The organism is Terriglobales bacterium (assembly GCA_035457425.1).
In the GTDB taxonomy this organism is placed as follows: domain Bacteria; phylum Acidobacteriota; class Terriglobia; order Terriglobales; family Acidobacteriaceae; genus JACPNR01.
This window is the reverse complement of the sequence record DATIBR010000173.1, coordinates 1-22,418: the sequence shown is the minus strand read 5'-3', so window position 1 is coordinate 22,418 and position 22,418 is coordinate 1. Positions and strand designations below refer to the sequence as shown.

Annotated in this window: 21 protein-coding genes and 1 tRNA gene; 8 read left to right on the top strand and 14 right to left on the bottom strand. The window is 66.4% G+C overall.

Going from position 1 to position 22,418, the window contains the following annotated elements; genetic code table 11:
* Position 1: 1 nt before the first annotated feature.
* Positions 2 to 664, top strand: coding sequence for an alpha/beta family hydrolase (locus VLA96_13225; GenBank protein HSE50161.1), 663 nt, complete (start codon positions 2 to 4; stop codon positions 662 to 664).
* A 7-nt stretch (positions 665 to 671) separates the two neighbouring features.
* Here the strand turns inward: VLA96_13225 and VLA96_13220 are convergent.
* From VLA96_13220 to VLA96_13200, 5 genes are all read right to left on the bottom strand, one after another.
* A tRNA-Ser gene (locus tag VLA96_13220) sits at positions 672 to 761 on the bottom strand.
* A gap of 93 nt (positions 762 to 854) precedes the next feature.
* The gene (bfr, locus tag VLA96_13215; protein HSE50160.1) at positions 855 to 1,334 is read right to left on the bottom strand and encodes a bacterioferritin; all 480 of its coding nucleotides are present in this window, start codon (positions 1,332 to 1,334) and stop codon (positions 855 to 857) included.
* A 129-nt stretch (positions 1,335 to 1,463) separates the two neighbouring features.
* Complete coding sequence (locus VLA96_13210) at positions 1,464 to 2,852, bottom strand: TldD/PmbA family protein (GenBank protein ID HSE50159.1); 1,389 nt, start codon at positions 2,850 to 2,852, stop codon at positions 1,464 to 1,466.
* Positions 2,852 to 4,324: a TldD/PmbA family protein gene (locus VLA96_13205; protein HSE50158.1), complete on the bottom strand. Its 1,473-nt coding sequence runs from the start codon at positions 4,322 to 4,324 to the stop codon at positions 2,852 to 2,854. Before VLA96_13205 ends, VLA96_13210 begins: the two co-directional genes overlap by 1 nt.
* Positions 4,325 to 4,457: 133 nt before the next feature.
* Positions 4,458 to 5,000: a putative metal-dependent hydrolase gene (locus VLA96_13200; GenBank protein ID HSE50157.1), complete on the bottom strand. Its 543-nt coding sequence runs from the start codon at positions 4,998 to 5,000 to the stop codon at positions 4,458 to 4,460.
* 97 nt (positions 5,001 to 5,097) lie between these two features.
* Here VLA96_13200 and VLA96_13195 point away from each other — a divergent pair, with 97 nt between their 5' ends.
* The gene (locus VLA96_13195) at positions 5,098 to 5,823 is read left to right on the top strand and encodes a hypothetical protein (protein HSE50156.1); all 726 of its coding nucleotides are present in this window, start codon (positions 5,098 to 5,100) and stop codon (positions 5,821 to 5,823) included.
* Between the two features lie 64 nt (positions 5,824 to 5,887).
* Here VLA96_13195 and ahcY read toward each other — a convergent pair whose 3' ends face one another.
* Positions 5,888 to 7,195: an adenosylhomocysteinase gene (gene ahcY / locus VLA96_13190; protein ID HSE50155.1), complete on the bottom strand. Its 1,308-nt coding sequence runs from the start codon at positions 7,193 to 7,195 to the stop codon at positions 5,888 to 5,890.
* Between the two features lie 113 nt (positions 7,196 to 7,308).
* Positions 7,309 to 8,490, bottom strand: a complete 1,182-nt coding sequence (gene metK, locus VLA96_13185; GenBank protein ID HSE50154.1) for a methionine adenosyltransferase — start codon at positions 8,488 to 8,490, stop codon at positions 7,309 to 7,311.
* 192 nt (positions 8,491 to 8,682) lie between these two features.
* On the opposite strand from metK, the gene VLA96_13180 reads away from it, so the two are divergent.
* The 3 genes from VLA96_13180 (at position 8,683) to VLA96_13170 (ending at position 10,972) form a co-directional block, all read left to right on the top strand.
* The gene (locus VLA96_13180) at positions 8,683 to 8,973 is read left to right on the top strand and encodes a hypothetical protein (GenBank protein HSE50153.1); all 291 of its coding nucleotides are present in this window, start codon (positions 8,683 to 8,685) and stop codon (positions 8,971 to 8,973) included.
* A 91-nt stretch (positions 8,974 to 9,064) separates the two neighbouring features.
* Positions 9,065 to 9,229, top strand: coding sequence for a hypothetical protein (locus tag VLA96_13175; protein ID HSE50152.1), 165 nt, complete (start codon positions 9,065 to 9,067; stop codon positions 9,227 to 9,229).
* 24 nt (positions 9,230 to 9,253) lie between these two features.
* Positions 9,254 to 10,972, top strand: coding sequence for a cation:proton antiporter (locus VLA96_13170; protein HSE50151.1), 1,719 nt, complete (start codon positions 9,254 to 9,256; stop codon positions 10,970 to 10,972).
* Here VLA96_13170 and prfB read toward each other — a convergent pair.
* Together prfB and lnt are read right to left on the bottom strand one after the other, a co-directional pair.
* A complete protein-coding gene (prfB, locus tag VLA96_13165) occupies positions 10,969 to 12,012 on the bottom strand; it encodes a peptide chain release factor 2 (GenBank protein ID HSE50150.1) in 1,044 nt (347 codons plus the stop codon). The two genes, VLA96_13170 and prfB, sit on opposite strands and share 4 nt — an antisense overlap.
* A gap of 114 nt (positions 12,013 to 12,126) precedes the next feature.
* Entirely contained in the window at positions 12,127 to 13,707 is a 1,581-nt protein-coding gene (lnt, locus tag VLA96_13160; protein ID HSE50149.1) for an apolipoprotein N-acyltransferase, read from the bottom strand.
* 229 nt (positions 13,708 to 13,936) lie between these two features.
* On the opposite strand from lnt, the gene VLA96_13155 reads away from it, so the two are divergent.
* Complete coding sequence (locus VLA96_13155) at positions 13,937 to 16,291, top strand: APC family permease (GenBank protein ID HSE50148.1); 2,355 nt, start codon at positions 13,937 to 13,939, stop codon at positions 16,289 to 16,291.
* Positions 16,292 to 16,370: 79 nt separating this feature from the next.
* On the opposite strand, the gene VLA96_13150 is transcribed toward VLA96_13155, so the two are convergent.
* Positions 16,371 to 17,201 (bottom strand): dihydrofolate reductase family protein, encoded by an 831-nt coding sequence (locus VLA96_13150; protein HSE50147.1) that lies wholly within the window; start codon positions 17,199 to 17,201, stop codon positions 16,371 to 16,373.
* Between the two features lie 110 nt (positions 17,202 to 17,311).
* Here VLA96_13150 and VLA96_13145 point away from each other — a divergent pair, with 110 nt between their 5' ends.
* Entirely contained in the window at positions 17,312 to 18,217 is a 906-nt protein-coding gene (locus VLA96_13145; GenBank protein ID HSE50146.1) for a halocarboxylic acid dehydrogenase DehI family protein, read from the top strand.
* 52 nt (positions 18,218 to 18,269) lie between these two features.
* Here the strand turns inward: VLA96_13145 and VLA96_13140 are convergent, their stop codons facing one another.
* The 3 genes from VLA96_13140 to VLA96_13130 are packed head-to-tail and all read right to left on the bottom strand — an operon-like array spanning position 18,270 to position 20,832.
* Positions 18,270 to 18,878, bottom strand: coding sequence for a hypothetical protein (locus tag VLA96_13140; GenBank protein HSE50145.1), 609 nt, complete (start codon positions 18,876 to 18,878; stop codon positions 18,270 to 18,272).
* 33 nt (positions 18,879 to 18,911) lie between these two features.
* Complete coding sequence (gene lpxD / locus VLA96_13135) at positions 18,912 to 19,913, bottom strand: UDP-3-O-(3-hydroxymyristoyl)glucosamine N-acyltransferase (protein ID HSE50144.1); 1,002 nt, start codon at positions 19,911 to 19,913, stop codon at positions 18,912 to 18,914.
* A gap of 19 nt (positions 19,914 to 19,932) precedes the next feature.
* Positions 19,933 to 20,832 (bottom strand): lysophospholipid acyltransferase family protein, encoded by a 900-nt coding sequence (locus VLA96_13130; protein ID HSE50143.1) that lies wholly within the window; start codon positions 20,830 to 20,832, stop codon positions 19,933 to 19,935.
* 67 nt (positions 20,833 to 20,899) lie between these two features.
* Here VLA96_13130 and VLA96_13125 point away from each other — a divergent pair, with 67 nt between their 5' ends.
* The gene (locus VLA96_13125; protein ID HSE50142.1) at positions 20,900 to 21,460 is read left to right on the top strand and encodes a cytochrome c; all 561 of its coding nucleotides are present in this window, start codon (positions 20,900 to 20,902) and stop codon (positions 21,458 to 21,460) included.
* An 82-nt stretch (positions 21,461 to 21,542) separates the two neighbouring features.
* On the opposite strand, the gene VLA96_13120 is transcribed toward VLA96_13125, so the two are convergent.
* Positions 21,543 to 22,253, bottom strand: a complete 711-nt coding sequence (locus VLA96_13120; GenBank protein ID HSE50141.1) for a lipid-binding SYLF domain-containing protein — start codon at positions 22,251 to 22,253, stop codon at positions 21,543 to 21,545.
* Positions 22,254 to 22,418: the final 165 nt, after the last annotated feature.

The following is a 22,418-nucleotide window of genomic DNA, read 5'->3' as shown; positions in this document are numbered from 1 at the left end:
CGTGGCGTCCGAACCCTTCCAGGACACTGGCGCAACGCCGGCGGTGCGGGGTCATGTGCACCGTCCGGCGAAGGCGGGCGGCGATGCCGTGGTGCTCACGCATGGCGCCGGCGGCAACTGCAACGCGCCGCTGCTGGTCGCCTTGTGCGAGGCGTTCGCTCAGCACGGATTCGTGGCGCTGCGTTGCGATCTTCCCTATCGCCAGGCGCGGCCGAGCGGCCCGCCGCGCGGCAGCGACAAGGAAGATCGCGCCGGGCTCAGGCGCGCGGTCGAAGTCGTGCGAAAAGAAGTGCGTGGCCGCGTCTTCCTCGGCGGTATCTCCTACGGCGGGCGGCAGGCGACGATGCTGGTCGCCGAGGAGCCGCAGCTCGCCGACGGCCTGCTCGTCCTCTCCTATCCGCTGCATCCGCCGGGCAAGCCGGAGCAACTTCGCACGAAACACCTGCCGCATCTCCGCGTGCCGGCGCTGTTCGTGAGCGGCGACAAAGACCCGTTCGGCTCGCCCGAGGAACTGGCAGCCGCGGTCAAGCTTGTCCCCGGCACGCCGAGGCTGATGATCGTCGAAGGTGCCGGACACGACCTGGGCTACGGAAAGCGCGCGAAGAGCAAGTCGGCGGAACTGCCGCAGCGCATCCGCGAGGCGTTCCTGAAGATGGTCGGGTAAGACAAAATGGCGGAGAGAGTGGGATTCGAACCCACGTTACCCTTTCGAGTAAACACGCTTTCCAAGCGTGCGCCTTCAGCCACTCGGCCATCTCTCCGCATGTGTTTCAGGAAGGCGCAACTGAGGTGAGCAGCTTCCATTCTAACGCAAGCGGCGCGCCCGCAGGCGCGCCGTGCGAACTGCGGACGTCCTACTCCTTGTCTTCGTAGATCTGCTGGGCCAGGTAGTTCTGGATGCCGATCTCGTCGATCATGCCGAGCTGCGCTTCCAGCCAGTCGATGTGCTCTTCCTCGTCTTCGAGGATGTGCTGGAAGAGGTCGCGTGAGCCGTTGTCGCCGGCCAGGCGCGCCTTCTCGACGAAATCGTTGAGGCGCTTCACGGCGTCGTACTCGAGCTGCAGGTCGTTCTTGAACTGCGCCGGGACGTCCTTGCCGATCATGATCTTGAAGTAATCGCTCATGTTGGGCGTGCCGTCGAGGTAGAGGATGCGCTCCATCAGCTTCTCGGCGTGGCGCATCTCCTCGATCGATTCCTTGCGCGTGTGCTCGGCGAGGCGGTCGTAGCCCCAGTTCTCGCACATCTCGGCGTGCAGGAAGTACTGGTTGATGGCCGTGAGTTCAGCCTTCAGCACCTCGTTCAACATCACGATGACCTTCGGATCGCCCTTCATTGCTTGCTCCTCGTTATGTTCTCGGCGGAATGAGAATAAATGGCCTCATGGCAGGTCCGCAATTGGCAATTAGCGGTTGCCAGATGATCTGTTCGGTGTTGCTAATCGCTAATCGCTGATCGCGAATCGCTAGAACTTCGTGACCTCGGTGAAGTTGAAGTCGCGCACCTTCATGGCGGGCACGACCATGTCGAACGACTCTTCGCCACTGGCGCGCACCGGCTCGCTCATCGCCTCGACCGCGGTCAGCATCTCGATCAGGCTCTGGTTGAAGCGGAAATTGCGCAGGCCGGCGGTGACTTTGCCGTTCTCCACCAGGAAGGTGCCGTCGCGCGTCATGCCGGTGAGCATCTTCTCGTAGGGATCGACCTCGCGGATGTACCACAGGCGCGTGACCAGGACGCCGCGCTCGGTGGAGGCGACCATCTGGTCCACCGTCTTCGCTTGACCGGCCCCCGGACCGGCGAACACGATGTTCATCGGAGCCTCGCCCATCTCGTTGGGCAGCGGGAAGCCGTGGCCGGTCGGGCGGACCTCGCCGACGGTAGCCAGCAGCGGCGACTTCTTCATCTTCTCTGCGGTCGCGCGCGCGTACACCACGCGATTGACCACGCCGCCGTTCACCAGCTCGACGCGCTCGCGGCGGACGCCTTCGCCGTCGAACGGCGCCCCCGACTGCAGTGGGTGGCGGCAGTCGTCGTACACCGTGATGTTCTCGCCGAATAGCTTCTTGCCGATGCGGTTGTTGAGGAAGGAACGCTCGTCGAGCACCGCCTGGCCGCCGAAATCGAAGAACATGAAGCCCACGAGGTCGAGCACCGCCGCGGGCTCGAGGATCACGGTGTACTTGCCCGGCGCGATCTCCCTGGGCCCCGCGGACTGCTTGGCCTTCTGCGCCGCGATCCGCGCGAGCTCCAGCGGGTTCACGTGATCGACGTTCGGCGAGTTGAACTTCTGCCAGCCGGAAGAATCACCGGCGAGCATGGTGATGGAGACTTCCGCCGAAGTCTGCTGGTGATATGCGAACAGGCCTTTCGAATTAACGATCGCTTCGGCCGACGAAGACGACGAGAAGATGCCGGCGGCGGTGAGGTCATTCTTCTTCGCCAGCTCGACGATGCCGTGGACACCGGCGGCGCGCGCCTCGGCGGTGAGCATCGCCGTCTGGTCATAGAAGCGCGTGGGCGCGTCGCCGCTCCTGGGCGCCATCTCGGCGCCGGCGAGCGGGAGCAGGTCCGCATCGGCGTGCTGCACACGCGCGATGGCTTCCGCATTCTGCACCGCGCGGCGGATGGAGTCGTCATCGAACTTGTTGGTCGTGGCGCGCGCGGTGCGGCCGTCGAACACCGTGCGGATGGAAAGGAAGTAGCTCTCCTCCGCGACGTTCTGGTGGATGGTGTTGTTGGCGAAGCGCGTGAGCGCGGACTTGCCGCCCGCCAGCAGGAGCTCGACCTCGTCCGCAGTCGCGTACTTGCGAACCTTCTCGAAGAGCTGCTGCGCTTTGGTCTCGTTGAGCATCAGCTCCCCTTGTAGGCCGACCCGACTTTCACGTTGCGGAAGCGGGCGGGCGCGGCGCCGTGGCCGGTGCCCATGGTCTGCATCGGCTGGCCCTTGCCGCAGTTCGGCGTGCCCCAGAGCGTCCACTGGTCGCGCGAGCAGATGGCGTCCATCGAGTTCCAGAACTCGGTGGTGATGCCGGAGTACGACGGGTTCTTCAGCATCCGGCCGAGCTTGCCGCCCTTGATCTCCCAGCCGATCTCGCAGCCGAACTGGAAGTTGTAGCGCTTGTCGTCGATCGACCACGAGCGATTGGTCTGCATGTAGATGCCGTCCTCGGTGTCCGCCAGGAGCTGCTCGAGGGTGAGCGCCTTCTCGCCCGGCAGGATGGACACGTTGGTCATGCGGATGATGGGCAGGCGGCTCCAGCCTTCCGCGCGCATCGTCCCGCCGGAGCGCTGCAAGCCGATCATCGCGGCGGTATCGCGTGAGGAGAGGTACCCGGTGAACTGCCCGCGCGTGATGATGGGCGTCGACTGCGACTGCACGCCTTCGTCGTCGTATGCGAAGGTGCCGAGGCCGGGGCCGTGCTCGGGCGTGGCGTCGGCGACCACGTTCACCAGCTCGGTGCCGTACTGGAGCGTACGCAGCTTGTCGAGCGTGAGGAACGACGTGCCGGCGAAGTTCGCCTCCATGCCGAGCACACGGTCGAGCTCGATGGGATGGCCGACGGACTCGTGGATCTGCAGGCCGAGCTGCGAGGAATCGAGCACGATGGTCGCCACGCCCTGCGGGCACTGCGCCGCCGCGTGCAGCGCCACCGCTTCCTCGCCGATGCGGCGCGCGTTCTCCACCAGCTTGAGTTCTCCGATGAGCTCGTAGCCCTTGTTCTGGAACTGCCCGCCGAACGAGTTGGGATACGAGCGCTTCTGGATCTCGGTGCCCTGGAACGAATACGCCGCGTAGCCGGCGCCGGTGGTGGTGCGCGTCTGGTGGATCTCCGCGCCCTCGGACGAGTAGAACCACTGCTCGTAGCGGCGGAAGTTCAGGTTGCTCTCCGCCAGCGTGACGCCTTTGACCGCCAGCAGCTCCTTGTCGACGGCCAGCAGCAGCGCGATGTTCTGCTCGATGGGGATGGAGAACGGGTCGACCTGGCAGGGCGACGACCACTCCGCGACGTGCGGCTTCTCCGCCGCCAGCTTCACGTCGTACTGCTTCACCGTGGCGGACGACTTCGCGATCGAGACGGCCTGCGCCGCGGCGCGCTCCACGGATTCGCGCGTCAGGTCGTCGGTGGCGGCGAATCCCCAGGCGCCGTCGGCGATCACGCGGATGCCGACGCCGAGCGACTCGGAATCCGAGGCGTGGCCGACCTTGCCATTCTTGGTGGCGAGCGAGCGATTGCGCTCGTCGACGATGCGCAGGTCGCAGAAGGTGGCGCCGCGGGACTTCGCGGTGTTCAGGGCCCAGGAGGCGATCTCTTTCATCGGCATGCGGACGTTTGATGATAAATGAGAGGTGAGTTGCTGTGGGCTGAGCGGTAAGCAATAAGCGACCAGCAACAAGCCAAACCATTCGCTGCCACGCATATCGCTTATTGCCTATCGCTTATCGCTTCTCGCTTCTTCACCAGCCTTTGCGCTTCTTCAGTTCCGTGACGTGCGCCAGGTGATGCCGGCTGTGCCACGAATAGAGCGCGAGCAGCGCGTCGAGCGTGAGCTTCGTGTTCATCTCGGGATGGAAGAATTCGCGCTTCCATTGCTCCGGCTTCATGGCGCGAATGACCGCGACCCAGCGCGCGTGCACGGCATCGAGCAGGTTGAGCGAGACATCGATGCTCATGGCGGAATCCGCCAGCTTCGCCCACTCCGCTTCTTTGTAGGGCTTGATGGTCGGCGTGTCCTCGGTGAGCGTGAGCTTCCAGCGGATGTAGGCGTTCATGTGGCTGTCGGGGACGTGGTGCACGACCTGGCGCACCGTCCAGCCGCCCTCGCGATACGGCGTGTCAAGCTGCGACTGCGACAGCTCCTTGACGGCCTCGCGCATGCGCCGCGGCAGGCCTTCGATGTCGGTGAGGCGGTCGCGCCGGTCGGCGTCGGTGAAGCTGGTGGGGGCCTGGAACGGCCCGACCGGGTAGCGCGGGTCGCCGGCGGCCGGTGTAGTGCTCATGCTCGCCTCCGTTTACCAACTGGGATATCGAGAGTATAGCTGCGGCGCGGCAATGGTATCGTGTCGCCGCGGCGCTCAGGAGATGCGCGTGCGGGTGATGCGGATCCTATTCTTCGCGATGATCGTCTTCCTCGCGCTGCCGGAATTCGTCTTCGGCGTGCGCGGGATCTCGCAAGGCATGGCGGCGCGCGGCGACATCTGGTCGGTGCAGCACAACTATTTCGGCGCCGCGTGGGTCCTGCTGCCGGACCTGGCCGCCGTCGCCATCGCCGGCGTCGCCGCCTTCCGGCCGGTCCGGCGGAACTGGGTGCTGTTTCTTGCGGCCGCCATCATCGTGCTGTTCCTGGCCGTGAATCTGCCCTCCTGGTACCTGCCGCCGGAGATGCGCGCGCGCAGCATGACAATGTCGAGCATGCGCTCGCTGCAGCACGCCGTGGACGACTGGTCCGCTGCGCACGGCAGCTACCCGCGCAACGCCGTCGAACTGGAGCGCGCGCTCAAGCAGGCCGGCCTCCAGCGCGCGAGCCCGTTCCAGCGCAAGGGCGAGCCGCTCGAGTACCAGATCGTGATCAACGCCGACGCGCACGACCCCGTCACCTCCAGCGAGCGTCCCGGAGTGCTGCACTACGCCGTGCGCCTGAACGGTTCCGAGTACTGGATCACCGCGACCACGCTGCCGGAGCCGGTCTCGCACCAGGTCGTGATGATGACGGAAGGCGACTCCGGTCCGCCGTGGGTCCTGACGGGCAAGCTGCCGCTCGCGCCGCCCCTCCGGCAGCGCGCCGCGCCGATGAAGGACTCGGCGCCCAGGAAGAAAAAATAAGGGCGGCCGAAGCCGCCCTTCTCCCCAATGGGTAGACGCCCGGCGACTCGCCGGCGCAAATCGTCTAGGTGCCTTCGCTCCAGCTCGCCAGGTACTCCTCCTGCTCGGGCGTGAGCCGGTCGATCTTGATGCCCATCGCTTCCAGTTTCAGCTTGGCGACGCGCTTGTCGAGCTCTTCCGGCACGGCGTAAACCCTCTTCTCCATCTGCTTGTGATTGCGCGTCAGGTGCTCGACGCACAGCGCCTGGTTGGCGAAGCTCATGTCCATCACGCTGGCCGGGTGGCCTTCCGCCGACGCCAGGTTGATGAGCCGACCCTCGCCCAGCAGGTAGATGCGCTTGCCGTCTTTCAGCGCGAACTCCTCGACAAACTCGCGCATCGCGCGGCGCGAGCTGGCCATCTTCTCCAGCGCCGGGATGTCGATCTCCACGTTGAAGTGGCCGGAGTTGGCGACGATGGCGCCGTTCTTCATCAGCTCGAAGTGCTCTTTGTTGATAACGGTCTTGTTGCCGGTGACGGTGACGAACACGTCGCCGACCTTCGCGGCCTCGTTCATCGACATCACGCGGAAGCCGTCCATCACCGCCTCGAGCGCGCGCGTAGGCTCGATCTCGGTGACGATGACGTCGGCGCCCATGCCTTTGGCGCGCATCGCCAGGCCCTTGCCGCACCAGCCATAACCGGCGATCACGAACTTGGAGCCCGCGATCAGCACGTTGGTCGCCCGCACCACGCCGTCGATGGTGGACTGGCCGGTGCCATAGCGATTGTCGAACATGTGCTTGGTGAGCGCGTCGTTGACCGCGATGATGGGGTACTTGAGCACGCCTTCCTTGGCCATCGCGCGCAGGCGGATGACGCCGGTCGTGGTCTCCTCGGTGCCGCCGATGATCGCGGGCAGCACGTCGGTGCGCTTGGTGAGCGCGGTCGAGACCAGGTCGGCGCCGTCGTCCATGGTGACGTGGGGCTTGTGGTCGAGCGCGGCGAGGATGTGCTGGTAGTAGGTGTCGTTGTCCTCGCCCTTGATGGCGAAGGTCGGGATGTTGTAGTCGCGCACCAGCGAAGCCGCCACGTCGTCTTGCGTGGAGAGCGGGTTCGAAGCGCACAGCGCGACGTCGGCGCCGCCGTCGCGCAGCGTGATGGCGAGGTTCGCCGTCTCGGTGGTCACGTGGAGGCACGCCGCGATGCGCACGCCCTTCAGCGGCTGGTTCTTGATGAAGTCCTTGCGGATGGACTGCAGCACCGGCATCGACTGGTTCGCCCACTCGATGCGCTTCTTGCCTTGGTCGGCGAGTTCGAGGTTCTTCACATCGCCGCGGAGTTCGGTCGTCGTAGCCGTAACCATGGTTCCCTTCTTGGTCTTTGCGGGCATTAAGACATTCTAAGGACTGTCATTCCGAGCGAAGCGAGGAATCTGCTTCTTTTTCGAAAGCAGATTCCTCGTCGCTTCGCTCCTCGGAATGACAAGTAAGAAATAGGCCGACCTTACTTCGACGCCTTGGCGTGCGCCTCGGCCCTGCCGGCGAGCGCGCCGCGCAGCGCGTCGGCCTTGTCGGTCTTCTCCCACGTGAAGTCGGGGTCCTTGCGGCCGAAGTGGCCGTAGGCCGCCGTCTTCTTGTAGATGGGGCGCCGCAGGTTGAGCGATTCGATGATGCCCTTGGGCGTGAGCTGGAAGTGCTCGCGCACCGCCGCCTGGATCTTCTCGTTCGGCGCCTTGCCGGTGCCGAAGGTGTCGACCAGCACGCTCACCGGCTCGGCCACGCCGATGGCGTAGGCGAGCTGCACCTCGCAGCGGTCGGCGAGGCCGGCCGCGACGATGTTCTTCGCGATGTAGCGCGCCATGTACGCCGCCGAGCGGTCGACCTTCGTCGGGTCCTTGCCCGAGAACGCGCCGCCGCCGTGCCGGCCCATGCCGCCGTAGGTGTCGACGATGATCTTGCGGCCGGTGAGGCCGGTGTCGCCCATCGGCCCGCCCACGACGAAGCGGCCGGTCGGGTTGATGTGGTACTTGGTGTCGGCGTCGAGCAGCTGCGCCGGGATGACCGCCTGGATCACGTGCTCCAGCACATCGGCGCGCAGCTTCTTGTTGTCCACCGTCTCGGAGTGCTGCGTGGAGATGACGACCGCGTCCACGCGCTTCGGCTTGTGGTGCTCGTCATATTCCACCGTGACCTGCGACTTGCCGTCGGGGCGCAGGTACTCGAGCTTCCCGGTCTTGCGGACCTCCGCCAGCCGCTGCGTGAGCTTGTGCGCCAGCAGGATGGGCATCGGCATGAACTCTTCCGTCTCGTTGGTGGCGTAGCCGAACATCATGCCCTGGTCGCCGGCGCCGCCCGGGTCCACGCCCATGGCGATATCGGGCGACTGCTCGTGGATCGAGCTGATCACCGAGCACGTCTCGCTATCGAAACCATACGACGCATCGGTGTACCCGACGGCCTTCACCGTGCCGCGCACGATGGAGGGGAAGTCCACGTAAGCCTTGGTGGTGATCTCGCCGGCGATGAACGCCAGGCCGGTGGTCAGCAGCGTCTCGCAGGCCACGCGGCTGTGCGGGTCTTCGGTCAGGCAGGCGTCGACGATCGAATCCGAGATCGCGTCGGCGATCTTGTCGGGATGGCCTTCGGTCACTGATTCCGAGGTGAAAAGGTAACGGCTCTTGCTCACGGTCTTCTCCTGATTGCACTACGGCGCGCGCGCGGCGCTGAGGGGTACCGCAGATGCTGTCTTGTGATGTAGCAGATAGTTTACCAGCGCTTCGGCGGCCTACCGCCGAAACCCGCCAAATGGCTGCATTTCGAGGTTGTTAGGCCGGATTTTGCAGCGAACGGGAGGGCCGGGGCCAAGACGTTGTGTACAATGTCGCCCACGATGCGGGGTGCGCGGAAAATCACGGCGATCCTGGCGGCGCTGGCTGCCGGGCTCATCCTGTTCGTGGTCGTCTGCCCCATCACGCCGACGCCCATCGCCGTCGTCACCGCGCACGGAAAGGCGCCGGCGCCGAGTATGGCGCTGCTCGCCGCCGCGCTCCTGCTGCTTCCCTTTACCTTCCGCGTACAGCGTATCTCTGCGTGCTGCGCGCAGGTGGAAAGCTTCCGCGAACTCGCGCACGCCGACCTGCTCGACCTCACCTGCACTCGTCTCTGCTGAGACTCGTTCCTCGCTGAACCCCTGACGCGCGCACCGGTGTGCGCCGTCGTTCCCCTTCAGCGCCTTTCAACCCTGAGGAATGAGGACTGCCATGATCCATTTCTTTGCTGCCGGCGCGCGTGCCGTCGAGAAAGCGCTCGAGCGCGTCTGCATGAAATGCGGCCTGCGCCAGCGAGTCGCCACCCATCAACTGACTGAGACCGTGCTCTGCAAGCAGTGCGGGACCCCGTTGCCGCCGAAGGCGGCACAGGACTAACACCACACGGAAACACCCGCAACCATGCACCTCGACATTCTCGGACAGATCGGCCTCGCCATTGTCACGGCGACGGTGTTCGCCATCGTGGCGAAGCACCTGCGCCAGCCGGTGATCCTCGGCTACATGGCCGCGGGCGTGGTGATCGGTCCGACCGAGGGCTTCGGATGGATCTCGGCGCACGACATCGAGCCCATCTCGGAGCTCGGCCTCATCCTGCTGCTCTTCATGATCGGTCTGGAGATCGACCTGAAGAAGCTGCGCAAGGCAGGCACGCCGGTGCTCGCGGCCGGCGTGCTGCAGTTCCTGATCTGCGTCGCGTTAGGACTCCGGTTCGCGCCGCTGATCGGGATCCACGGCGACGGCGTAACCCCCTTCAGCAATCTGTACTACGCCGTCGCTGTGGCTCTTTCTTCCACCATGATCGTGGTCAAGCTGCTGTACGACAAATTCGAACTCGACAGCCTGCCCGGCCGCATCACGCTCGGCGTCCTGGTCTTCCAGGACATCTGGGCCATCCTCTTCCTCGCGCTGCAGCCGAACCTGGCGCACCCCACCGCGACCGTGCTGGTCGTCTCGCTCGCCAAGGGCGCCGGGCTCATCGCGTTCGCGCTGGTGGTGAGCCGCTACCTGCTGCCGGTCGTCTTCCGCTCGATCGCCAAGCTGCCCGAGGTGCTGCTCATCGGCGCCCTGGCGTGGTGCTTCGGCATCTCGATGCTGGCGGCGTGGCTCGGCCTCTCGCGCGAAATGGGCGCGCTCATCGCCGGCGTCTCCATCTCTACCTTCCCCTATAACCTCGACGTCATCGCCAAGGTCATCAGCCTACGCGATTTCTTCATCACGCTGTTCTTCGTCACGCTCGGCGCGCAGATCCCCAAGCCGACCGGCGGGATGCTGCTGCTGGCTGGCGCGACCGCGGTGTTCCTGATCGCGTCGCGTTTCGTAGCCATCACGCCGGTCCTGTGGGCGCTGAAGCTCGGCAATCGCGCCAGCATCATCCCCGCCATCAATCTTTCGCAGTTGAGCGAGTTCTCGCTCGTGATCTGCGCCCTTGGCGTAAGCCTCGGGCACATTCCGGAGAGCCTGTTGTCCTTGATGGTCGTGACGCTGGTCATCACGTCACTCACTTCCACCTACGGCATCCTGTTCAACCATGAGCTCTTCGAGCGGCTCAACCCCGTGCTGGTGCGGCTCGGCATGCGCGACCTTTCGCATGAGGACACCATCAAGTTCAAGGTGCGCTCCAAGCCCATCGTGCTTCTCGGCTTCTCGCTCGACGCCAGTTCCCTACTGCACGAGCTGCTGCTCAAGGATCCCGAGCTGAGCGACAAGGTCGCGGTCGTCGACTTCAATCCCGACGTGAAGAAGGAGCTCGACCGGCGCGGCATCGCCAACGTCTATGGCGACATCAGCCACTCCGACACGCTGCACCACGCCAACATCGCCGACGCGCGCGTGCTGCTCAGTACCATCCCCGATCCCTTCCTTAAGGGGACGTCGAACGTGCGGCTGCTGAAGCAGCTGAGGCGGCTGGCGCCGGAGGCGCTGACCATCATGACGGCGCACCGGTTGCCCATCGCCGACGAGCTCTACGCCGACGGCGCGTCGTTCGTGTACATCCCACGATTGATGAGCGTGCGCGAGCTGCGCGACGTGGTGCTGGGCGCGCTCCACTCCGACCTTGCCGACGAGCGGCGCGCCGCCCAGGAAGAGCTTCTCACTCGCGCCGAAGTGCTCCCCTAGCCGGCGGGTCGCTCGCCCCGCCGCGCCAGCAGGAACGCGCGCATCAGCGGTTGCAGGTCGCCGTCGAGCACGCGATCGACGTCGCCGATCTCGGTCTTGGTGCGGTTGTCCTTGACCATGCGGTAGGGCTGCAGGACGTAGCTGCGGATCTGCGACCCGAAATCGATGTCGAGCTTGGAGTCTTCGGTCTTGCGCGAGGCCGCGCGTTTCTTCTCCAGCTCCAGCTCGTAGAGCTTGGAGCGAAGCATCTTCATGGCGCGCTCCTTGTTCTTGTGCTGCGAGCGCTCGTTCTGGCAGCTGACCACGGTGCCCGTCGGGATGTGTGTGATGCGGACGGCGGAGTCGGTGGTGTTCACGTGCTGCCCGCCCGCGCCCGACGAGCGGTAAGTGTCGATCTTCAGGTCGTCGGACTTGATGACGATCTCGATGGTGTCATCGATCTCGGGCGAGACGAAGACGCTCGCGAACGAGGTGTGGCGGCGCTTCGCCTGGTCGAAGGGCGAGATGCGGACGAGCCGATGCACGCCGATCTCGCTGGTCAGCAAGCCGTAGGCGTACGGACCGTTCACGGAGAAGGTGGCCGACTTGATGCCCGCCTCCTCGCCCGCCTGGTAGTCGTTGAGCTCGGTCTGGAAGCCCTGGCGCTCGGCCCAGCGCAGGTACATGCGCATGAGCATCTCGGCCCAGTCCTGCGACTCGGTGCCGCCGGCGCCGGGGTGGATGGTGACGATGGCGTTGCGCGCGTCGTTCTCGCCGGAGAGCAGGGTCTCGGTCTCCAGGCGCTCGACCAGCGCGCGCAGCGCGTCGATCTCCTTGCGCAGTTCGGGCTCCACCTGCTCGCCTTCGCGCGCCAGCTCGAAGAAGGTGGCGATGTCGTCGGCGCGCCGGCCCAGCTCCTGCTCGGTCGCGAGCGAGCTTTCCAGCCGCTTGCGCTCGCGCATGACGAGCTGCGACTGCTCAGGGTTCGACCAGAAGTTGGGGTCGGACGTCTTCTTTTCTATCTCGGCGAGCTGGGAGCGGAGCTTGGCCGCGTCAAAGATAGCTCCGCAGCTCGCGGGCCTTGTCTTTCACGGCGACGTATTCGCGTTCGAGTTCTTCGACCATAAGGAAGCGATAAGCAGTAAGCGATAAGCAATAAGCCTGTTGGTGTTCGCTTATCGCATATTGCTGCCGTGCGCGCCGGAGCGGATCATCCCGATCCGCAGGTTCCCGCGCAGGAACAGCGCCAGCAGTGAAATTATCACACACGCCCACGCGAACCAGTCGCCGTGCCGCGTGTAGAACGTGGTTCCCTCGACCGGCGCGTAGGGCGCGTCGAGCGCGGCACGCGCGTTGCGCGGCAGGCGCGCGACCACGCGCCCGTTCGGGTCGATGGACGCCGTGATGCCGGTGTTGGTGGCGCGCAGCACCCAGCGCTCGTTCTCGATGGCGCGCATGCGCGCCATGTTCAGGTGCTGCCAGGGCGCGCCGTAGTCGCCGAACCAGCCGTCGTTCGAGATGTTGACGAACACCTGCGCGCCATGCGCGGCGAATTGCCGGATCTCGTCGGGAAAGACGGACTCGTAGCAGATGAAGACGCCGACCTTCTGGCCACCGGCGTCGAAGACCGTGCGCTCCGTGCCGGGCGTGAAGTCGCCGACCTCGCGCGTAAGCTTTTCGGCAAAGGCGAACAACGACTTGAACGGGACGTACTCGCCGAACGGCACGAGGTGGATCTTGTCGTAGCGCTTGGTCCACTCGCCGTCCGGCGTGATCAACGCGGCGGAGTTGTAGAGTCTGCCGCGCGGCTCGTCCATGGCCGGAGTTCCGAGCGAGCCGGCGATGACGTGCGCATGCGCGTCGCGCGCGAGCCCGGTCAGCTCCTCGCGAAAGATCGGATCGCTCAGGTAGAACGGCGCCGGCGACTCCGGCCAGATCACGAGCGACGCTCGCCGCGGCGAGCTCTCCGGGCGCACGCTGAGCGTGCGCAGCTCGGCCAGCGTGGCGCGGAAGTTCTCGACATCCCAACGCGTGTCGAGCGCGATGTTCTGCTGGATGAGGCGCGCGTTGTGCGTGGCGACGGCCGGCGGCGGCGCGACCAGCACGCCGGCTTGCAGCACCCCGACCGCCAGCACGCTCGCGACCAGCAAGGTCCGGCGCCGGTGGGGCGGCAAGAGAAACGTCGCGGCAAAGGCCGCATTCACCAGCATGATGCCGAACGACACGCCGTAGACGCCGGTCAAGCGCGCGATGCGCGCCAGCGGGATGTTGTCGACCTGCGCGGTGCCGAGCAGGTCCCACGGAAAGCCGGTGATGCGCGCGCGCGCCAGCTCGACCGCGACCCACAGGAACGGCGCGACCAGGATGGCGCGCTTGCTGCCCGTGGCGCCATGCGCCGACTTCGCCAGCAGCGCGCCAAACAATCCGTGATAGAGGCCGAGATAGAGGCAGAACAGCACGAGGATGCCGGCCGAGACCGGCGCGTTCAGCCCGCCGTACACGTGCATCACGTGGTAGATCCAGAAGCAGGTGCCCGCATACCAGATCACGCCGGCGCAATAACCCAGCCAGAAGCCCTGGCCGGTGGTCATCACGCCGAGCGGGCTGCCCTTCTCGTCGACTAGTTGCGGCCCGCCGCGCGCGAGCGGCCCGAGGATGGCGAGCATCAGGGGCGCGAGGGCGAACCAGCACAGGAAATCGAGCGCGGGCGAGGGGAAGGCCAGCACCTGGAGGACGCCGGAGAGCGCCGCCAGCAACCACGCGCGTCTGGGGATGTTCCGCAAAACGCGAGTGTAGCAAAGGAGGAGCGTTTTCCTCAGCTTACGGAGGCGTATCCTGTCGGTGATTGACGCTCGCAATTTTCGGGGCGTAGACTCCGAGATTGGCCGGAGCAATCCGTTCGACTCCGACTTGATGGCTTCTCAACCGCAGGGCACACCACCGCCGGGATCGAACCGAGTTCGCATCGTTGTCGCGACCTCGGTGATGCTCACCTTCATCTCCTTCTGGCGCGCCGCGGCCATCGTTCTCAACGACATGGGCTCGTCGGCGTTCTACGCCGGCGCCATCGCCGAGCAGGCGGTCGGCAAGGCCGCGCCCTGGTTCGTCCTCGGCGTCATGTTCTTCGCGCTGGCGGTGCGCGCCGTCTACGTCGAGAGCGGCTCAATGTTCGTGCGCGGCGGCGTGTACCGCGTGGTCAAGGAGGCGCTGGGCGGGACGCTCGCCAAGATCAGCGTCTCGGCGCTCATCTTCGATTACATCCTGACGGGACCGATCTCGGGCGTGTCGGCCGGCCACTACATCTCCGGCCTCATCAACGACGTTCTGCACCTGGCGCACACGCACGGCGTGCCGCTCACCGATTTCTCCCTGCCCGACAAGGGCTCGGCGGTGTTCTTCGCCGTCCTCATGACCCTGTATTACTGGTGGCAGAACATCAAGGGCATCGAGGAATCAAGCGAGAAGGCGCTGCGCGTGATGAAGATCGTCACCGTGATGGTGGTGATCCTGCTGGGCTGGGCGGCCATCACGCTGATGCGCAAGGGCGGCCAGTTGCCGCCGGCGCCCATCGCCGAGAACCTGCACTTCAGCCCCGACGCGCTCGGCTTCCTGAAAGACGTGGACTGGGCGAAGACCTTCGGGCTGTTCGGCGTCCTGGTCGCGTTCGGGCACTCCATCCTCGCGATGTCGGGCGAGGAGACGCTGGCGCAGGTGAACCGCGAGATCGAGGCGCCGAAGCTGAAGAACCTGAAGCGCGCCGCGGTCGTGATCGGCATCTTCACCATCCTGTTCACCGGCGTCGGCACGGTGCTGGCGGTGATGATCGTGCCCGACGACGTGCGCATCGCCGTCTACAAGGACAACCTGATCAGCGGCATGGCCATGCACATGGTCGGGCCGCAGATCCTGCGCACGCTCTTCCAGATCTTCGTCGTGGTGTGCGGCTTCCTGATGCTGTCGGGCGCGATCAACACCTCGATGGTCGGCTCCAATGGCGTGATGAACCGCATCTCGGAAGACGGCGTGCTGACCGACTGGTTCCGCAAGCCGCATCCCAAGTTCGGCACCAGCTACCGCATCATCAACCTCATCACGGGGCTGCAACTGCTCACCATCCTCGGCAGCCGCGGCGACATGTTCCTGCTGGGCGAGGCCTACGCCTTCGGCGTCATCTGGAGCTTCACCTTCAACAGCCTCTCCATGCTGGTGCTGCGCTTCAAGTACAAGGGCGAGCGCGGCTGGAAGGTCCCCCTGAACCCGGTGGTCTTCGGCGTCGAGATCCCCATCGGCCTCTCCATCGTCTTCTTCTCGCTGTTCACGCTGGCCATCGTGAACCTGCTGACGAAGTCGGTGGCCACCATCGCGGGCGTGGCCTTCACCACCGTGTTCTTCATCATCTTCACCATCTCCGAGCGGGTGAACATGCGGAAGTTCCAGCACGTGGAGCGCGAGATGAAGGAGCACTTCCAGCTCCTGCAGGAAGACACCATCTCGCGCGAGTCGGTGGACGTGCGTCCCGGCAACGTGTTGGTGACGGTCCGCGACTACAACACGCTCGACCAGTTGCGCTGGGTGCTGGAGCGCACCGACACCGACGAGCAGGACGTGGTCGTGATGTCGGCGCGCCTGACCGGCCTGGGCACCGGGCAGCACGACATGGCGATGGAGCAGATCTTCAGCGAGTACGAGCAGACGCTCTTCACCCGGGCGGTGGCCGTGGCGGAAGGGGTCGGCAAGCACATCTCGCTGCTGGTGGTGCCCGCGCGCGACGTGTGGACGGCGATCGTGCAGACCGCCAACTCGCTCCAGACCGAGAAGGTGGTCGCCGGGCTCTCCAGCAAGATGACGGCGCAGGAGCAGGCCTTCCACCTCGGGCGCGCGTGGGAGGCCATGGACCCGCCCAAGCGCCAGTTCACCTTCGTCGTCGTGCGGCCGGACGGCACGACCGAGGAAGGCCACATCGGCCCGCACAATCCGCGGCTCACCGAAGACGACGTCCACCTGGTGCACCGCGTCTGGTTGAATCTCACGCGGCTGCGCGGCCTGGAGAAGCTGCACCACGACGAGATCGTCTCGGAGGCGCTCAGCCGGCTGGCGCGCGACCTTTCCGGACATGAGCACGACGAGATCATCCGCAGCCTGAAGCACCGCGGGCGCGACACCCGCCACGACCCCACGGAGACGCAGAAGCAACGGCCCTTCTCGACCCCGCCGCCCTCCGCGCCGCCGGAAGACACCATGCGCCTGCAGAAGCGCCTGGATGAGCAGGAGCGCGAGAGCAAAGACAAGAAGAAGGAAGGCGGAGGCGGCCCTCCGCCACCGCCGGTCGTCGGACCCTGACCGAGGTGCGAGTTGCGAGATGTGAGATGTGAGTTGCGAGAATTTCGGCTGTTCTTAACTCGCAACTCGGAACTCGCAACTACCTCCGCCGATAGCGGTTGAACATGTGGTCGCCCGAGCGCCGCGAGCTCATCCAGCGCCACCACGCCGCATCGTCCTTGCCGAAACCGGGCGCGCCGGTGAAGACGTTCGGCCGCGGCGTCTCGCTCTCCGGATTCTTCTGGCCGAGCAGCACAGGCGAGGTGGTGAGGAACATCTCGTCCACCAGGCCGGCGCGCTGAAGATACCCGTGCAGCGTGGGGCCGCCTTCGCACAGCAGGTACTCGATCTTCAGCTCGCGACGCAGCAGCGCCATCGCCTGCGCCAGGTCGACATTCTTCCCCTGCCCCGCCACCAGCACGCGCACGTGCGGGTGTGTCCTCTTCTCGGCCAGCCGCTTGGCGCCGACGTCGGTGGTGAGGATGAAGGCGTCCACGTGCTCGCCGTCGAAGACGCGGTACTGCGAGAGGTCGAGCGAGGCGGCGCCGGTGACGAAGATGTTCTTCTCGCGCCCGCGGCCCAGGCTCTTGCGCACCGCGCGCAGCTCCTCGTCCTGAATGCGATAGACGAAGCCGCGTCCGCTGGAATGCTGGTGCGCCTCCTCGACCAGGGTGTTCACGCCGAGCAGGACGGTGTCGGCGTGCGCCCGCAGCAGGTCCATGAGCCAGCGGTCGGCCTGGGACTGCGAGAGGTCGGAGGTCGCAGCCCCCTTCTGCTCGAACGAGACGATGCCGTCGAGCGACTGCACGAAGTTGCTGAAGATCCACGGCCGCCCGGCAGGCGGGGCCGGGAAGCCGAGCCGGCCGTAGGAGCCAAAACCGGCTCCCGGGGCGGCTTCGGCCTGGTCAAAGAGGATCTCGAACTCCGGCATGACCTCCCAGCATACCGCGAGCGGCGGCTGCGAAGGCGTTGCAGCAGCTCAGGTGCATCTCTGGCGGCGTTCCGCGACATCAGACATGGTGTACGCCGCAGAGGTTCCGTATGCCGTGGAAGAAGGGGCAACGTCCTAAGTTCGTCCGCGAGCAAGACGCCACCGGCCAGGTCGCCGACACCTACAGCGAGATCCGCCGGCAGCTGGGGCTGCCGTTCGTGCCGCTGGCCTACCAGATCTACGCCACCTATCCCAGGTTTCTCGAGCTGCACTGGCAGGCCATGCGCCCGGTCGTGGAGACCGAGGCGTTCTTCCGGCTGGCCGAGCGCGTCCGCGCCGACGGCTACACGCGCGCGCACAGCTACCTTCGCGTCCCCGACCTGTGCGAGCGCGTGGAAGACCTGCGCTTCTCGACCGGAGCGCGCCACGAGCTGACCGCCACCGTCGAACTGCTCCACTACAAGGACGCGCTGCTGCTCCTGCTGCTGGCGGCGCAGCTCCAGGCGTTCGACCATCCGGTCGGAACCGAGGCGCCCGCCACGCCCGCCGGCGTGCCCGAGCTCGGCGAGGCGCCGGTGCTCGTAGACGAAGAGCGCGCAGCCGGCCCGGTGCGCCGCGTCTTCGACGACCTGAAGCGCACCCTCGACGTCCCGTTCGTCCTTCCCGACTACCGCGCGCTGGCGCGCTGGCCGGACTTCCTGACCGCGTACTGGCAGGTGATGAAGCCGGTCGTCCAGTCGCCGCTCTACAGCGAGTGCCAGTGGGCGCTGCGCGACACGACCTGGGAGATGACACGCGAGTTGCCCGCCCGCATCGAGCTCTCCTGCGAGCAGCTCACCGACGCCGGCATGAGCGACGACGACGTGGCGACCTGCGTGAAGATCACCGAGCTGTTCGTGAAGCACCTGAGCGGCATGGTGCTGAACATCGCGGCGGCGAAGATCGGCCTGGAAGGCGGCACGGTGGCGGCGCCGGCGCTGGTCCGCGGCGAAGAGATGCCGAGCCGAGCCGCCTAGGCGCGGCGGGTAGACCCCCAACTTTAGTCGGGGGCGCGAAGCGCCGGGCCGCCTAGGTCGGGCGCGGCAGCTTGCGCCGCACGAACTCCACTACTTCCTCGGTCAGGTATTCCGGCGGGCGGATGGTGAAGACGGCCGCGTCCGCCGCCGGCTTCAGCGAAACACCCTTCCACTTCGCGGCCGCCGATCCCTCGTGCAGCAGCACGGCGTCGGCGCGGTCGAGGTACTCGCGCGCGCTCTCCTTGAAGTCTTCGGTCGCGGGATCGAGCACCGTCAGGTAGAGGTCGGGGCGCAGGAAGCGCAGCACGCTGTTCGACTCGATGATGACGTTCACCGCGCCGGCCAGTTCGCGCCGCAAGTCCGGCACCGCTTCGGCGAGCCGCCCCTGCTTGGTGCGCACCCACAGCGTGCGGCGCGCGCCGGCAGCCAGGTAGCGCGCGGTGTCCTTGCCGCTGCCGGCGTCGCGTTCCTCGGAGACCGACCAGGCGTGCTCGTCGACTGCGCACCCGCACGATTCCCCATTGACCGAGCACACGCCATGGCCGTACTGCGTGATCTTCACGGCGGTCCACTCGTAGTCCGGGAGCGCGGCGATCAGGCCGGCGACCACGCTCGTCTTGCCGACGTTGCGGGAGTGTCCGCCGATGACGAGGACTGACATAGCCTCGCGCCGGCGAGTCGCCGGCGCCTACCTTCACTCCTTCTCTTTCTTCCCCAGGCGCGCGAGGACGGCGAGCTCGCGCAGGTATTGCGAGAGCGGCCGCGCGGGGCGTCCCCAGAAGATGACGCCCTTGCCGCGCACGATCTTCCTGCTCAGGACGCCCGAGCCCGAACCGAGGATGGCGCCCTGCTCGACCACGGCGTGGTCGCCGATGCCGACCTGGCCTCCGACGACCGCGTCCTGCTCGATGACCGAGCTGCCGGAGATGCCGGTCTGCGCCGCGATGACGACGTTCTCGCCTACCAGGACGTTGTGGCCGATGTGCACCATGTTGTCGAGCTTGACGCCGCGGGCGAGCACGGTGGCGTCGAGCGCGCCGCGGTCGATGGTGCAGTGCGCCCCGATCTCGACGTCGTCGGCGATCTCGAGCCGGCCGATCTGCGGGAACTGCTCGTAGCGGCCGGTAGTCTCGTCGCGGACGTAGCCGAAGCCGGTCGAGCCGAGCACCGAACCCGCCTGCACCACGCAGCGGTCGCCGAGCGTCGTGCCGGTGTGGATGACGACGTGCGGCCCGATGCGGCACTCGCGCCCGACCCTCACACCTGGCTCGAGGACGGCGAAGGCCGCGATCTGTGTTCCGTCGCCGACGACCGCGTCCGCGCCGACCACCGCGCGCGCGTCGATGCGCACGAACTTGCCGAGCTTCGCGCTGGGATGGACGTCGGCGCTGCTATGGACGCCGCCGGTCGGCTGCTCCGTCTGGCCCAGCAGCGCGGCAGCGCGCGCGAACGCCAGGCGCGGCTGCCGGTGGATGAGCAGCGGCTTGGCCGGCTGGCCGTTCTGCGCGAACTCGCCCGCGACCAGCGCGCTGGCGCGCGAGGCGAGCGCTGCCGGCAGCAGCGCGGCGTCGTCCACGAAGACAAGGTCGCCCGCCCGCGCCGATCCCAGGCTGCTCACCCCCTCGATGCGAACCTTGCCGTCGCCCACCACGCGGGCGCCGGTGTGCTGCGCGAGTTCTGCCAAGGTGCGGGACATGCGCGAGTATGTTACTCCGTCAGTAGAGCGAGGGCGCGCCTTCCGGCTGCGTCTTCCAGCGGCGGTGCACCCAGAGCCACTGGTCGGGATAGCGGCGCGCGAACTCCTCGATCACCTTCGTGAACTTGGCGGTGTTCGCGACCGCGTCCGCTTCGTCATTGCCGGTGCGCTCGAGCTCGACCGCGGGCTCGAAGTGGATGCGGTACTTGCGCAGCACGGAGTCCCAGATGGTGAACCCCGGAACGACGGCCGCGCCGGTATGCGCCGCCACGCGCGCGAGCCCGCTGGTCGTGCACGCCAGGTGGCCGAAGAAATCCACGAACACGCCGGCGGGCGGCGTCACGTTCTGGTCGATGAGGATGCCGACCGTCGCGCCGGCTTTCATCGCGGCGAGCAGGCCGCGCGCGAAATCCTGCTTGCCGAAGGTCGTGTTGCCGTGCAGCGTGCGATAGCGGTCGACCAGCGCGTCGAGGTACGGGTTGTCGAGCGGGCGGACGACGATCTGGATGGGGTTGCCGTAGAGCGAGTGCGCGAACGAGCCGATCTCCCAGCCGCCGAGGTGCGCGGTGAGGAAGAGCACGCCCTGGCCGCGCGCGCGCGCGGCCTCGTAGTGCTCGAAGCCGTCATAGATGGCGACCTCGCCGACGTTCTCCCGGGTGTACCTGGGGAAGCGGCAGAACTCGGCGAGCTGCCGGCCGAGGCCGTCGAACACGCCCCGCACGATGCGCCGGCGCTCCCGGCGCGACTTCTCCGGGAACGCCAGTTCGAGGTTGCGCATGCCCACGCGGCGCAGCCGCCGGTGCAGCGCGTATACCAGCCGCGCGAGTACAATCCCCGCCAGGCGCCCAGCCGGCCGCGGCAGCGCCCCCAAGGGGCGCACCAGTAGCCATACGGCGGCGTATTCCAGGCGATGGCGCATGAAAATCCGATTGTAACGGCCTGCGCCGTCGCCCATCTATTCATCCAATAGGACGAAAGGAAATCCTATGAAGCGTCTCGCACGGTTGGCTTCCCTGCTCCTGCCGCTGGTGCTGCTGGCATGCAAGGCCGGCCAGCCCGGCTCCATCGAGGGCGGCGTGATCAAGGAGATCAAGCAGAACGTCACCATCGGCGGCAAGGACTGGAAGAACCCCGTCCCCAAGTCCGATGAGGCCATCAAGGAGGGCGCCGGACACTTCCAGCACCACTGCCAGATCTGCCACGGGCTCGACGGCCACAACACCGGCGTGCCGTTCGCGGAGAAGATGGACCCGCCGGTCGCCGACCTCGGCTCGAAGGACGTGCAGGAATACTCCGACGGGCAGTTGAAGTGGATCATCGAGAACGGCATCGGCCCCTCGGGCATGCCGGGGTGGAAGGGCATCCTCGACGACGACGAGATGTGGAAGATGGTCCACTACATCCGCAACCTGCCCGCAAAAGGCTCGCTCGGCGTCCCCGACGTGTTCAAGGAGGAGTCCGAGGAACACGAGCACATGATGCAGGGCGAGCAGGGGGGCAAGAAGCCGCACACCCACGCGCCCGGAACGCCACCCCATAAGGACTAGCGATCAGCAGTGAGCGATTCGCTGGAACGAAGGCCAGCCGAGAGGCTGGCCTTTTGCTTTGGAGACGGCCAGAAGGCCGTCTCTACTGAGGCGTTTGGGGTGGGGGCGGAGGCGGCGTGTTCCCGCCGGCGTACTTGCCGACCGTGCTGACGAACTTCTGCGCGTCGCCCGGCACCGGGACCGCGCCGGTCAGCGATGTGCGGAAGCGCACCATGCGCCCGTAGAAGACGCGGGTGTCGTCCTTGTCCTGGCGCAGCGTGGAGCCGTTGACGGTCAGGCCGGCGAAGATGCCGCGGCTCCGGGAGTAGGTCAGCACCTGCGCGCGCAGCTTCCAGTCGGTCGTGCCCTCGGCGTGGCGGCCCACCGGGCCGGCGGCCGCGGAGGCGTCGGCGCCCAGCTTGAACTTGCTCGAGAGCAGACGCTCCATCCCCTGGTCGTTCATGACGAGCATGATCAGGTCCACGGCCTCGCCGCCGATCTGCAGGCCGAAGCTGCCGCCTTCCATGCGGAACATCGCGGGGGCGCTCCACGCGCCGGAAGAAGTGCGGCACGTGGCGACGCCCTTGCCGTACGAGCCGCCGACGATGAATCCGCCCTTCAGGTAAGAAGGCACCACGGCCACGCACTTCGCTGAACCGATGATCTCTTCGGGTATGCCTTTGTCGGGCGCGGCCATGATCTCGTCGAGCACGGTGGCCGCTGCGTTCAGACGGTCAACGACTTTCTCGCGGTCCGCGGCGAAGGCCGGAAGACTGCACGCGAGCAAAACGAGGGGGAGAAGGATTCTCTTCATCCTCAAAGATTAGCAGAGGCGGGCCACTGTGGACCGTGGACTGTGTACTGGGGGCTAGAAATTGAAAGGGGCCGGAAGCAGCGACCCTCGTGCTGTCCCAGCCCCTGTCTCCCAGGTTCTGTGGTAGGTGAGCGCAGTATGCTCCTGCCCCGGCAGCTCGACAAC